11 protein-coding genes and 1 pseudogene are annotated in these 13153 nt (G+C 40.3%); 4 read left to right on the forward strand and 8 right to left on the reverse strand.

What is annotated here, in order from left to right:
• Positions 1 to 328: 328 nt before the first annotated feature.
• The 5 genes from RMY32_RS00170 to RMY32_RS00190 form a co-directional block, all read right to left on the reverse strand.
• Entirely contained in the window at positions 329 to 535 is a 207-nt protein-coding gene (locus tag RMY32_RS00170) for a hypothetical protein (protein ID WP_322708688.1), read from the reverse strand.
• A gap of 412 nt (positions 536 to 947) precedes the next feature.
• Positions 948 to 1193: a hypothetical protein gene (locus RMY32_RS00175; RefSeq protein ID WP_322708689.1), complete on the reverse strand. Its 246-nt coding sequence runs from the start codon at positions 1191 to 1193 to the stop codon at positions 948 to 950.
• Positions 1194 to 1771: 578 nt separating this feature from the next.
• Positions 1772 to 2953, reverse strand: coding sequence for a hypothetical protein (locus RMY32_RS00180; protein WP_322708690.1), 1182 nt, complete (start codon positions 2951 to 2953; stop codon positions 1772 to 1774).
• A 277-nt stretch (positions 2954 to 3230) separates the two neighbouring features.
• The gene (locus tag RMY32_RS00185) at positions 3231 to 3479 is read right to left on the reverse strand and encodes a helix-turn-helix transcriptional regulator (RefSeq protein WP_322708692.1); all 249 of its coding nucleotides are present in this window, start codon (positions 3477 to 3479) and stop codon (positions 3231 to 3233) included.
• A 333-nt stretch (positions 3480 to 3812) separates the two neighbouring features.
• Complete coding sequence (locus tag RMY32_RS00190) at positions 3813 to 4694, reverse strand: shikimate dehydrogenase (RefSeq protein WP_322708693.1); 882 nt, start codon at positions 4692 to 4694, stop codon at positions 3813 to 3815.
• 164 nt (positions 4695 to 4858) lie between these two features.
• On the opposite strand from RMY32_RS00190, the gene RMY32_RS00195 reads away from it, so the two are divergent.
• Complete coding sequence (locus RMY32_RS00195; protein WP_322708694.1) at positions 4859 to 5785, forward strand: alpha/beta fold hydrolase; 927 nt, start codon at positions 4859 to 4861, stop codon at positions 5783 to 5785.
• A 157-nt stretch (positions 5786 to 5942) separates the two neighbouring features.
• On the opposite strand, the gene RMY32_RS00200 is transcribed toward RMY32_RS00195, so the two are convergent.
• Positions 5943 to 6662, reverse strand: a complete 720-nt coding sequence (locus tag RMY32_RS00200) for a hypothetical protein (RefSeq protein ID WP_322708695.1) — start codon at positions 6660 to 6662, stop codon at positions 5943 to 5945.
• Between the two features lie 639 nt (positions 6663 to 7301).
• Positions 7302 to 7816 (reverse strand): annotated as a pseudogene (locus RMY32_RS00205) (aldo/keto reductase); the annotation flags it as partial.
• 77 nt (positions 7817 to 7893) lie between these two features.
• Between RMY32_RS00205 and RMY32_RS00210 the strand changes: the two are divergent.
• Together RMY32_RS00210 and RMY32_RS00215 are read left to right on the forward strand one after the other, a co-directional pair.
• Complete coding sequence (locus tag RMY32_RS00210) at positions 7894 to 8487, forward strand: DUF1802 family protein (protein ID WP_409882148.1); 594 nt, start codon at positions 7894 to 7896, stop codon at positions 8485 to 8487.
• Between the two features lie 514 nt (positions 8488 to 9001).
• Complete coding sequence (locus tag RMY32_RS00215) at positions 9002 to 9265, forward strand: hypothetical protein (protein ID WP_292785151.1); 264 nt, start codon at positions 9002 to 9004, stop codon at positions 9263 to 9265.
• Positions 9266 to 9319: 54 nt separating this feature from the next.
• Here RMY32_RS00215 and ggt read toward each other — a convergent pair whose 3' ends face one another.
• Positions 9320 to 11083, reverse strand: coding sequence for a gamma-glutamyltransferase (ggt, locus tag RMY32_RS00220; RefSeq protein WP_322708696.1), 1764 nt, complete (start codon positions 11081 to 11083; stop codon positions 9320 to 9322).
• A 579-nt stretch (positions 11084 to 11662) separates the two neighbouring features.
• Between ggt and RMY32_RS00225 the strand changes: the two genes are divergently transcribed.
• A partial coding sequence (locus RMY32_RS00225) for a calcium-binding protein (protein ID WP_322708697.1) occupies positions 11663 to 13153 on the forward strand: 1491 nt, incomplete at its 3' end.

The following is a 13153-nucleotide window of genomic DNA, read 5'->3' on the forward strand; positions in this document are numbered from 1 at the left end:
TTCCTTCTCTTGCTACGTAAAATAAATTGGGGAGGGATTTGCAGCATGAATTCGATTTTGCATTAATTAAATAGAGAAGTCAAAATTTAGAATGCAATCAGTGGGGAATTTAGACCCACCACTTGATAGTTTCCTACCAAATTTTGAATTTGCTGGGAGATTTAAACCCTTACTCTCAAAGCCGAATTTACCGCCGTAGGTATCGCAGTAGTTCTTGCGTCAGGCAGTATTACTCCAGCCGACGCTCTTGCTAGCTTGCAACTCTTACAGAGTAGGCGGATTCGCTGCTGCTACGCTATCTTGCCTTACGCAAGAACTACCTCTTTTGTTAAATATTTGTTGAATGACTAGAGTCATCATAGAGATTTGGATAAATAGGCAGATCGTCAGACTTTTGAGACTGCAATTCCCAGATATCGCGTTTTCCTAGTTCTCGATCCACTAATAACTGTAGATGGTCTGGTAATTTAGTTGTTTGCCAAATTGACCAAATTTCTTCACTAAATAATTCTTTTTCGATTTTCCCAGAAAACATGATTTGACCTCCACGAATGTTCAATTTTCAGTTTAGTAAGTCCTAATTTAGGAAAGACGAAGTAACAAAATTGTCCTTCTTCATTCTTTCGCTATCTTTAAAATACAGGTACTATTCGCCCTGAATACTGCTTGTTAAGAAAATCTCTAACTTGTGCATATTTAAGTAACTTTTCATTACGGATATTGTCGATGGTATCGCGTCCTGTAAGGGCAATAAACCGTTGAAAAAAGCAAACGGATGAGCGCGATCGCTACCAATTTCTCTACTCAAAATTAAATGCAAATCCAGGGTTAGAAATCAGCAAAGTTGCCTGACTAGCAGCTTACAGAATAGACTTCTTGTATAAATCAAATGTCCTCACCCTCAATCTCTCTTTGAAGCTGGGAGATTACGTATCAAGCGCATATAATCATGAGCTTCTTATAGCGCGACGACTAGGACGCCCTTCGTCATCTACGAGGCAACCAGTACCAGAAGGTGCTGTTGCTCTACTGGTACCGCAGTAGCCTTTATCTACGAGTATCACTCTTACCTCTTGAGCAGCATTCCAAGTTGCCCAAGTTGCTGATGGATCGCGGCTTATGACTAGAACATCAGTTTCTAAATTCAGTTGCGAAGTCGAACTATTGGCTGACTCAGATTGATATGTACTCACGATTACATTTCCTAAAAAGTTTACTTGGCACTAAATTTTGAGTTGATTGGCTAACCCACCTAATTTTTTTGGTAAACTACGATAAATATATTGACTTACCGTATTATGTATTTATGAGATTTACATAGATTGTGCTAAAAAACAAGAGGCTATTAAAATTTATTGATATTACTCTTGAATAAAATGCAGCCTGTGGCGAAAACTTTCTCAAAAAAATAAAGGACAAGAACTATACTTGTCCTCAATGGTTAAAATAATATATCCTGCATCGAAAGTTTTAATTAATACTCCTAACCTCCTGTCCGGTTGTTGAGCGTAGCGATGCACTGCCTCCTAACTCCTGCCTTTTTTGTAACTTGTTGGCGTAAACTCTACGCGAACAAAACTAATAATTAATCTTGCTTATAGTTCAATACGCTTAATTTCAGGGTTATTGGTGTAGATAATTGGTCTTTCCAGACGCAATAAATAAATCGCGTCTCTACATCTAGGTTTTGGGTTTATCTGAACTATATTCGCTGACAGTTTTCTGCAAAAAAGAATTGAGCAATGAGATTGTAGACAATCTAGTTGCTCTATTAAAACCTAACGAAATAAGTATTTGTTGGCAAAGTTTGAGCAGTTCCTACATTTGTAGCCAAGTCATTTTTTTTATTATCTGTTTTGATTACTGCAAACTTATCAGTAAATAGCAATACTTCACCATTTCCCGGTGTTACCCAAGCGTGGCGAGTCATTAGGTTTTTGGAGACAACTAAAAGAGATGCATCTCCACGGTAAGGCGAGATGGGTTTACCCATGAAGGTTTGATTATCTCTATTGGCGATCGCATAAGCAGCAGAAGAACCCACAAAAATTGTACTGCCATCTGAGTAAATAGTTTTAGGGAAATTGCTACTGCCGTCTCCCATCCCCGCAGTTGTCGGCTTTCTTGGAATACTTAGCTGTCCACGCTCGACAGTAAAATTAGTTAGATTAACAGTTCCTATATAAACCTTTGTTTCATCACGGGTTTGTGCAGCATTGGTATAGGCGTCTGTGGTAATCAAAGTCTTTGTTAATAAGTCTTTGCCATTCCACCTGTAGATTGAGTTACCCCCATAAACTGAACCAAGGACATAAAGCTTGTCTTCAACAATCTGTAATCGGTTAAGTCTTGTGTCTGCCATGTCGTGAGCAAGATCGGCAGAATTGTAGCCCCAAAGCTTGCCTTGGTTATTTCCTGCTAAATTTGCCAAAGCAAATATTTTTGCTCCGTCGAAAACCATCCGGTAAAGAAAAGCTATCTGAACGGGAATGCCTAACCTCTTTTGTTGCTGGTAGCCACTAGTGTAGAGATAGCCGTTTTTATACTCAAAATCCATTACCTCAGTTACGCCATAGCTCTGTTTGGCTTTAAAGTTGAGGTTTTTATCATAAATTGATAGAGTATTTGCAGACTGGTAAATAATCCAATTTTGCAAAAATTTTACCCGTGTCTTTGAATTAGCTGTATTGCTAACTATTTTTTGCCTAGTTCCGTCAGTTTTTATTTTTACTAGTCCTGTTGGAACAGCTAAGACATAAGTTTTGCCGTCAATTGCTACAATGTCACGAGCATCGTAATTAGAGTTTGGGATTAGTTTTTTCGTCCCATTACTTTCTACTTCCCATACACCTTCAGTATTGATAACCGCAACTTTGCTGCCGTTAGTGCAAGCTGCTCTTGGCGAAGAAATATTAAGATATGTAGCTAAAGCGGGGGTAGAGTAATCAAACATTGTACAGTCCTAGATAAGGTTGACTGAAAAGTATTGGCTGTTCAATTAAGGAAAAAATTTTGGGAGTTTTTGCGCGTTTTTAAGCTAAACTCGTCTTCAAAAGTGCAAAAAATATCGGCTACGGTAAACTCAAACTCAAAGGTTGAGTAATCCGCAGAATATGCATATCTGCAAACATCGCTAAAATTAGAATTGAATTGTTTGTGGTTATGTCGTAGCGATAACCTGTTAATTGGGGGAAAGTAACCTTCAATTAATTTGCCTTTCAGGCTGCTTTCTAATTCGATAAATACTTCACCGACACTTTCTGCCCCAGCTCGCCCATCTCCTTTAACATCCCCTCAATCTTTTGCATAGCTAGAGATGAAGGCTTGGTATCTTCTTTCTCCCAACGGTTTACCGTCGAATAAGTTATACCTAAAGATGCTGCAAACTGTTCTTGGGTAAGACCAGTTATGCCACGAAGTTCATGGATGAGCTTTCCAACTTCCGGTTGCTTGATTAGCAAAGGTTTCTTAATAGTCATTTAGCTAAGAACGCACCTGTTAATCTGGCGAGTGATATGTATTCCGCTACATCCTATTGGGGCTAATGCCAAATTGATAGGCGAAAATATACTAGAGTTTTTATACTTTCTTGGTTTGCTAACCAAGTAATTACACGTCGGTAGATACGTATTTCCTAATGAGATTTTTAAGGCAATACGCTTGGGTTAAAGGTTGTTGGTGTAGATAATTGGTCTTTTAAGACGCAATAAATCGCGTCTCTACATGAAGGTTTTGTTGCTCATTTTGAACTGTATTGTTTTAAGGAATCAATTACGCACCGAAATAAGCAAGTAGGAGTTTTATAGAACGTTTCATTTTCCCAAACCCAGGTGATTTTGTAATGCTTGACGCATCACTTCTACAGGCAAAGTTTCCTGCTGCAACCAGATTTTTAATGCTGCTACCCCTTGTTGAACTAGCATTTCTAATCCATCGATCGCAATTACGCCTTGTTTTTGTGCCTGCTGGAGAAATTGCGTTGGTTTAGGAATATATATTAAATCGTAAGCGATCGCACCCATTGGTAAATTCGCGATTTCTTCTGCATTCAAAGGCGATTCATCGACTTTGGGATACATCCCAATCGGAGTTGTATTTACCAGCAGATTTGCTTGAGGAATTAGTTTTGGTAATTTCTCCCATTGATGAACCTGGAATTTCTCAGCAAGGGGCGAATTGCTCCAACTATTGTGGAATTCTTCTAATTTCTGCATATTGCGCCCAACAACATGAATTTGGGCAAAACCTAACTGAGTACAACCTGCGACAACAGCTCTTGCTGCACCACCATTGCCTAAAATTACCGCTACTTTCTGACTCCAATCTTGTTTATATGTTGTCTGCAAAGGGGCGATAAATCCTTCTATATCTGTATTTGTGCCTACCCATTTGTTATTTTGGCGGCTAACAGTATTCACGGCTCCAATAGTTTGAGCCAAAGGTGTAATTTCTGAGAGTAAGGGAATGATTGCTTGTTTGTGAGGTATTGTCACACTAAAGCCGACAACCCCAACAGCAGCAAAACCTGCGATCGCCACTTCTAGATTCTGTGGTTCAATCGCAAAAGGCAGATAAACGTAATCTAATCCTAATTGTGCGATCGCTGCATTATGCATCACTGGCGACAGCGAATGCTCTACCGGATGCCCAATTACCCCTAGTAGCTTAGTTTTGCCTGTAATTTTTTTTGTCATTTGTCATTAGTCATTTGTCATTTGTCATTGGGAAAGAGGAGACAGAAGGCAGGAGTTCTTTAATTTTGAATTTTGAATTTTGAATTTTGAATTGATTGCTCCCCTGCCCCAATTCCCTCACCTAGCCTACAATTATTAAAAGCTCCTTAACATTTCTTTAAATCATGCAGGCAACAACAGCCTCCTCTACAACTCCAATTCCTGGCAAATATTGGCAGTGGCGCGGGCACAAAATTTACTACGTGCGTGCGGGAGAGAAACAAACGCAACGTCCGCCTTTGCTTTTGGTACATGGATTTGGTGCTTCTACAGACCACTGGCGCAAGAATATCACAGGATTGTGTCAGGATTTTGAAGTATTTGCGATCGACCTTTTGGGATTCGGGCGATCGGCAAAACCAAAATTGCAGTATAGTGGCGACTTGTGGCGCGACCAACTCCATGATTTTATCAGCGAAGTGATTGGTCAAAAAGCAGTATTAGCAGGTAATTCTCTTGGTGGTTATGCTTGCTTATGTGTTGCAGCCCAACGTCCTGACAGTGCGGCGGGATTAGTGTTGCTCAATAGTGCTGGGCCTTTTAGCGAAAGCCAACCGACATCGGAACCGGAAGCTTTGCAAAGCGAAATTCAGCCACCCAAAAAACCCTCTTCTTTAGAGAAACTTCTGGGTGACTCAGTTAAATGGATTTTTCAACAACCTTTAGCTCAGTTTGTGTTATTTCAATACGTACGACAACGTTGGGTAATACGCCAAACCTTAGAAAAGGTATATCTTGATAAAAGTGCAGTTACAGATCAATTGGTAGAAGAAATTTATCGTCCTGCTTTTGATCCGGGTGCATTGGATGTATTTGTTTCAGTTTTTAGCAGTCCTCAAGGGGAAAAAGTTGATGTACTACTAAAGCAATTAACTTGTTCTCTTTTGATGTTATGGGGAGAAGCCGATCCGTGGATGAATGCTAGAGAACGTTCTCAAAAGTTTCGTCAATATTACCCAGAATTGACAGAGCATTTTTTAACAGCAGGTCATTGTCCCCACGACGAAGTACCCGATAAAGTAAATCAACTTTTACGCGATTGGGTTTTGTAAAGGTTAATACAGTTCAGAATGAGCAACAAAACCCTCATGTAGAGACGCGATTTATTGCGTCTTGAAAAACCAATTATTTACACCAATAACCCTTAACCCAAGCGTATTGGATTAAAGGTTTGTAGTAAGCAAGTGAAGCTGCTTACTACGAATAAACTTATTTAAAAACGTAAGATTTAATTTCTTGCTCTATTTGATCACTAATAATCTCAGTTCCCATACCAATTTTATCGAGGTTAACCCTCACAAAATTTGTTTTGTCTTCTTTTGTAAACTTTTTATCATTATCCGAGTCTTTAAGAATTTTGAGAAAAATTGCATTTTGACCTGGAACAACAACCCAACTGATGATTCGAGTATTATTTGGGGTAATTTGCTGGAGGTTCTTACCTGATACATCAGAAAGATAACCAATAGTAGCATCTTCGCTATTAAGTTTTTTATCTATATTTGTATCTTGGTCAATGATTTTATATAACCAAACTCTTGTAGTGGGTTTGTTTACCGTTTTTACTTCCAATAAATCGAAGGAAGCGATAATGGCCTTTTTATTTAATAAAAGATGAGCTTCTTTACCTTGCTTTTGATAAAAGATGATGTTATACAATTGATTATTTCTTCCGCTTTCATAAGAACGTGAAAGGTTTAAATCAACTCCTTTATCTTCATTCTGCTCTGCAAGACTAACAGGAATCATCAGATAATCTGATTGTTCTTTAATAATTAAATCGCCATAGATAAGATTTTGTTGTGGCTTCGGTTTCTCAGTTGCTTTTGCCTGTTCTGCATTTTTGCTAACAGAAGATTTGCAGGAAAAAGAAAGGGCAGCTACAATCATAGCTGTAGTAATCTTATTTAAAAAGCGATAATTTTTCATCAAATTTTCCTCGCAGGATATGTTGCTGTCTTATTTTATTCCCTGCTGGAAAATTAGCTAGAGTCCAATACGCTTCAATACAGTTCAGCTAAGACTAAAAATTATACTGATGTAGGCTGGGTTTCGTTCCTCAACCCAACAAAGCCCCACCCATAATTGCTGCCGCACTGAGAAAATCATATTACAATAAAATGCCAAAAACCTGGTCGAGGTTGACCAGGTTTTATCGAGTTTACAGGTTTCAAATTTTAAACTGATTAACTAACTGAAGGTTAATAACTAGGGTGGACTAAAAAAACTAACAAACTCAGCATTCTTGCGTTTTTCCGCTTTAGGATTTGGCTTTGCCCTCTACATTAGGCTTTTTGCCACTTTTATCACATTTGATATGCTGAAATTTGCTTGGGCTGATGACGAGGGGACACTAAGTCCTTGACCCTTTTGTTTGGTTTTATTTTGTTTGGTGTCCTACTATCTAAATTATCACTTACATTTGTGAGTTGCAACCCTTGGTTTACGAAAGTTGACGTTTTGTTAGATTTTGCAATCTAGAGCCATAAATTTGATCCCCGACTCTCTTTTGAAGAAAGTTAAAGGGATCTTGGATAGATTAAACATAGAAAGCAAACTACATTGTCATCAATTGCACATAATCTGATTGTCATCCAAATGGTCGGTGACAATAGGGCCAATGGCATCAATTTCTACCAATTCGGCTGTAGAAAGCTTGATTTGGGCGGCTAATACATTTGGCGACAAGCCGCTATGACGCGTCTGTGCGTTTGTTTGAGGTTGAGCAATTAATCAGGCTAAAGCTAACTGAATAAGGGTACAATTATTAAGAAGAGTTATAGGACGCAGTTTTTCTAGCAGTTGTTGGGCAAGTTCAAAGTTTCGCCTTGAAACAGTTTATTTTTAGCACGGTTATCTGTTGGGTCAAATTTATGACCGAGAGCAAATCTTCCTGTTAATAACTCCTGTGCTAAAGGCGAATAAGCAAGGATAGAAATATTGTTTTCGATACAATAGGGCAATGCATCTTGTTCTACCTGTCTCCAGAATAAAGAATAGGGTGGTTGTAAACTATCAATACGTCTATAACTTGCTGCTTCTGCTAACTGGACGCCAGAAAAATTGCAAACACCGATCGCTTTCCTAATTTATTGCCTTGGACAGGTTCACACTTTATCAGTCTTAGCTTCAAATTCAATCAGAGTTACAGTAGATACCGATGGAATTGACTACAACTTTTCATGCTCTCAAAGAATGGGCAGTTGCCATAAATGCCTTGGAAAGTGGCAAAACAATTATGTTGCTCCGCAAAGGCGGTATCCACGAACGAAATGGACATTTCCAAGTTGCTCACAAGCAAATTCTGCTTTATCCTACTTATGAACATCAACAAGCTTTCATGCTGAAAGCTGAATATGCCAATAATGTCTATCCAGTAACATCAGGCTGGCATCCTGAAACAATTCGCATTGGTAGTTGGGCTGAAATTACAGATATTTTGCCCTGTAGTGACGAGTCTATTGTCAACAACTTACTTCCCTTCCATATTTGGAACGAGCATTTTATTAGCGATCGCCTCAAATGGAAAGCACGTCAGCCCCTTTATATCCTCCTCCTACGGACATATAAACTACCCCTTGAGCAAGAAATTCCCTATTATGCCAAATACGCTGGCTGCAAGTCATGGATTGATTTAGAGCGAGAAATTCAGTTACAAACAGCACAACCAGTTTTATCTAACTTTGCATACAGCCAACTAGTAGAGACAATTCGCGAGATTGTCGGCGATAAGTTGTATGTTCCATCTTTCTAATCAACTAACTTGTTGCCCAAATCCCCGACTTGTTTAAAAGTCGGGGATTTAAATTTAGCTTATAGATAAATACGAAATTGCTTCTCGCGATCAAACAGACGATTGTATACAACCAACATCAAAATAGATTTTATATTGTTTGCTCAGAGTGTTTAATCAACGAAACTTTATAACTAACTTCTAGAATCTGCGCTTATATATCTCAACAGAAAAACAAATAGTCTGATTCCGAGCCTCAGCCAAAATAGTAGTGATTGTTACACACGATCGCAAAAAACGCGGATAACATGAGAAAAATCTCACCCAATAAACAAGGTGAGCCAAGGCTGTTTATCTTTATGTCCCGTTAGCAGCTGTCTTCCAGGCTATGAGTTATTAAGCAATTATCTCGCAGTGGATAGAACTTAATTACATTTTGTCTAAAGTACTAGGCAAAAATTATCCCCAAGGGTGATAATTAGCTTGACAAAGATCAGCTATTGTGCATTATTAGCTAAAAGCAAAGGAGTTTGCAATGCATCGACAAATGTGCTGGTTATCTAAGTCTGGTGGCGATGGAGAGAAAATTTTGTATTTGCAGACAGAACCCAATCAACCTTGGCGTCCTTACACAGCTTTTGGACATTTTGCAGTCCCAGATTATCAAATACCAGGTGGCTCTAAAGGTTGGGCAACTTATCAAAAACTTTTGAAAGCAGGTTGGACACTAGTACCTAGCGCACGGGCAAATGAGTTTGGCAGCAGTAGCTACGCAGAGTCAACAATCCAAAATCAATAGTCATTTATCATTTGTCACTTGTCATTAGTTATTTTTTGCGTCCTGGCGTCTTTCTCACAAACCTCTGGGGGAACCTTCGCCGCGAGGATCGGCGGCTCCTTCTAAAATTCCATCAGATGTAATAGCGATCGCGTTACCATTACCCCAAGGAGTAGTTTCCTTAATTTTGTGCCCCCGACGGCGTAAGTCTTGCAAAGTCAAAGCATCCAAGCCCCAGGATTCAACGCGCAACTCATCTGGCAGCCATTGATGATGTATGCGTGGAACAGAAATAGCCGCACCAACATCCATGTTGTATTCCAGCACATTCAGGATTACTTGCAAAACCTGGGTGATGATGGTGCTACCACCAGGCGCACCCGCTGCCATCCGAAAATGACCATTTTCTGTGACAATTGTGGGGGTCATACTGGATAGAGGAGTTTTGCGGGGTGCAATGCTGTTGGCATCATTACCAACTAAACCAAAAGCATTAGGTACTCCTGGTGCAGCGGCAAAATCATCCATCTCATTGTTGAGAATAATTCCAGTTCCCGGTGTCACTACACCAGCACCAAAACTGAGATTAATGGTGAAAGTCAGACTTATGGCGTTGTGTTGTTCATCCACAACATTCAGATGAGTGGTTTGGAGAGATTCATGCGGAAGACAAGGGGATGAAGGAAGACGCAGACATTTTGAATTTAAATCTCCTGGCTTGACTTCGGTGGAAGGTCGAGCCATTTGCATATTAATTTCTTGACGGCGTTTTTTGGCGTAAGCTGGACTGAGCAGTTCTTGTACAGGGACTTTGACAAAATCAGGATCGCCTAAATATTTTGAGCGATCGCTATAAGCAATCTTCATTGCTTCTACCATTAAATGTATCGCGTCTGGATGATGCCATCCTAAAGATTTTAAATCGGTGTCACCGATAATATTTAAAATCTGCAATAGGTGAACGCCTCCTGATGATGGTGGTGGCATTGAGCAAATTTTAGCTTTGCGGAAGTTGCCACAAACAGGAGTGCGCCAGATTGGTTTGTAGGCTTTCAGGTCTTCCAGAGAAATTAACCCACCATTTTTTACCATATCAGAAGCGATCGCCCGAGCAATACTTCCGGTGTAAAAACTTTGGGGATTTTCGGCAATTGCTGTTAAAGTGCGTGCCAAATCGCGCTGCACAAGTTTTTCCCTTGGTTGATAAAATTCACCATTGCGAGTGAAAATTTCTCGCGCTGCGGGATTCTTGAGAATTGCTTCTTGGCGCTGGTTGAGCCTTTCGGTTAGCACATTGCCAAGAATAAAGCCATCTTTAGCGAGTGCGATCGCAGGTTTCATTACCTCTTGCCAAGAAAGCTTACCATAGCGACGATGCACTTCATAAAGTCCTGCTACCGTTCCTGGTGTCGCAACTGCCAAATAACCATTAATACTTGCATTCGGACGCACTTTTCCTGCTGCATCTAGATACATATTTTTTGTGGCTTTTAGGGGTGCGCGTTCGCGGAAATCTAACGCTTTCATCTCGCCAGTTTTCTCAGAGTGCATCAGCAAAAATCCGCCGCCGCCGATTCCGGCTGAAAAAGGCTCAACTACAGAAAGTGCAAAGGTTGTGGCTACAGCTGCATCCACTGCATTACCCCCTTTGTGTAACATCAAAATTCCCGCTTCACTTGCTAGGGGATGGGCTGAAACCACCATTCCCTTCTTGCTGCGTAAGGGTAAAGTTAAGGCGGCTGATGCTACTTGGCTGTAAAGTAAGACAGTGAAAGAAAAGATTACGCTCGCAACTCGCTTGGGTTTAGTAACAGCAAGCTTTTTTATACCATTCCTCATAAAATTTTATATATTTTTAGCATCTTGGTGTACTTAATTTATCAGATTTTGATTACCATTGTTTGCGTAGTTTGCTGCTGTAAGCATTGCTCTCCTAACCCCGCGATTACAAATATGAAGAGTATGCAAAGATTTTTTGAAAAGATAGACATCTAAGTAAATATTCGATATTTAATTATTGTCAGGTTATTTTGATGTTTCCTATTTTCCAGATAGAAATTCAAGGGCGAGGTCTACGGCAGCAAGCTACGCTGATAACGAATGCATAAAGATTTCCTGTTTTATGCTGTCTCAAGTGTTCTCTATTTATTTTGAAACTAGTAAGACTTATGCATTGACAAACCAACTAAATTTTGTACAGTGCTTAAGACTTAGATAGTCCTCAACACTGGGATAAGTAATGTTTGCAGTGAATTAAAGAGGAAATCTTTAATGAACAATTTGCGACTCTATCTAAAGACTGAATAAAGTATGCCGAAAGCTTCAACTTTTGGCAGATTATTTGTGCCATCAAACAGCACTAACTCGATTATTGACAACTAAAGTTACTCCAAAAATCGATCCAGGTAGGAAAAACTTATGGCAATTATCATTGGAACTAGCGGTAACGACACCCTACAGGGCACTTCCGATTACTACGATAACTACGACACCCTAACTGGTGGCGGTGGCAACGATATATTTCTTTACGGCGGCTCAAACTACATTAATACGATCCCCGATTTCGGTGGAGTAGGTAAAGGAACAAACCCAACAGCAGCAGTCATTGCCGAAGTGGATATCCTAAGTTTCCAGAACTACAGTGGCTTCACTGCTCAAAACTTGCTCCTCACCCAGAATGGCACAAGTTTGTCAATCAACTTTCAAGGGTTGGGTAATACCGGATTTATCCTGGAAAACTTTGCCCTATCCAACCTTGATAACCTCAGCAAATCCACTGGGGGCACTGTAGACTTAGGCAATATTCTGTTTTATGGGCAAACTACCACCACCGACAGCTTTGATGTCTTCGATGCTAACTCCACCCAAAGCACTGTCTTTAAAAAAAACACAGTCACCTTCCTAAACGACCTAGACAACAATATTAGTGGATTTGACAATTCAAATGATGTCATCAATGGTCAAGGAGGTGATGACATTATTGAAGGCTTAAGTGGCAATGATATTTTGAGGGGTGGTGCAGGCAATAATACCCTCAACGGTGGTGTTGGTGACGATACTCTGTATGCTGACTCTCCCCCAAGCAATAATCTGTTTAATGGTGGCGATGGCAATGATTTTCTCTCCACCTCTGGCAGCTACAACTACTATTCCTACGCACCAGACTACGACGATCGCTCTTTAGGCAATAATACCCTCAACGGTGGTGTTGGTGATGATACTTTAAATGCTAGCGGTTCATTAGGCGATAACCTCTTAGATGGAGGCGACGGCAATGATTCTCTTTCCATCTCTGGAAGTGGAAGCAGTGGAGAGTATTCAGCGTCTATCTCTGGCTCAGAAGGCGATAACACCCTCAAAGGTGGTGCTGGTGATGATACCTTGAGCGCTAGTGGATCGTCAGGCGATAACCTGCTTTTTGGAGCCGATGGCAATGATTTTCTAGACATCTCTGGCTATGTTTACCAATCTTTTGACTCCTACTTCGGCTCTCGGTCATCTGGCAAGAACCTGCTTTCTGGAGGCGATGGCAATGATACTCTAACAGCCTCTGGTGCCACTGGTAATAACACCCTCAACGGTGGTAATGGCGATGATAGCCTTACAAGCGGTGGTGGGAAGGATAGCCTCACAGGCGGCGGTGGTAAGGATAAATTTGTTTACAAAGGCTTAATCGGAGACACGACTGGCGTAATAAGCACAGACCCAATTAATACTGGCACTTATACGATCGCCGATTTTACTGGAGTAGGTAAGGGAATAAACCCGACAGCAGCAGTCATAGCCGAAGTGGATACTTTGATATTCCAGGACAATAGTGGTTTCACTGCTCAAAACTTGCTTCTCACCCAGAATGGCACAAGTTTGTCAATCAGCTTTCAAGGGTATGGTGATACCAGATTCATCCTG

It is taken from the genome of Nostoc sp. ChiSLP03a, assembly GCF_034531215.2.
Classification (GTDB): Bacteria; Cyanobacteriota; Cyanobacteriia; order Cyanobacteriales; family Nostocaceae; genus Nostoc.

Bases quoted from the DNA above. Each gene is read 5' to 3' on its own strand.
- RMY32_RS00190 (WP_322708693.1), bottom strand. From the start codon at position 4,694: ATGACAAAAAAAATTACAGGCAAAACTAAGCTACTAGGGGTAATTGGG.
- RMY32_RS00215 (WP_292785151.1), top strand. From the start codon at position 9,002: ATGCATCGACAAATGTGCTGGTTATCTAAGTCTGGTGGCGATGGAGAG.
- RMY32_RS00180 (WP_322708690.1), bottom strand. From the start codon at position 2,953: ATGTTTGATTACTCTACCCCCGCTTTAGCTACATATCTTAATATTTCT.
- RMY32_RS00170 (WP_322708688.1), bottom strand. From the start codon at position 535: ATGTTTTCTGGGAAAATCGAAAAAGAATTATTTAGTGAAGAAATTTGG.
- RMY32_RS00185 (WP_322708692.1), bottom strand. From the start codon at position 3,479: ATGACTATTAAGAAACCTTTGCTAATCAAGCAACCGGAAGTTGGAAAG.
- RMY32_RS00200 (WP_322708695.1), bottom strand. From the start codon at position 6,662: ATGAAAAATTATCGCTTTTTAAATAAGATTACTACAGCTATGATTGTA.
- RMY32_RS00210 (WP_409882148.1), top strand. From the start codon at position 7,894: ATGGAATTGACTACAACTTTTCATGCTCTCAAAGAATGGGCAGTTGCC.
- RMY32_RS00195 (WP_322708694.1), top strand. From the start codon at position 4,859: ATGCAGGCAACAACAGCCTCCTCTACAACTCCAATTCCTGGCAAATAT.
- ggt (WP_322708696.1), bottom strand. From the start codon at position 11,083: ATGAGGAATGGTATAAAAAAGCTTGCTGTTACTAAACCCAAGCGAGTT.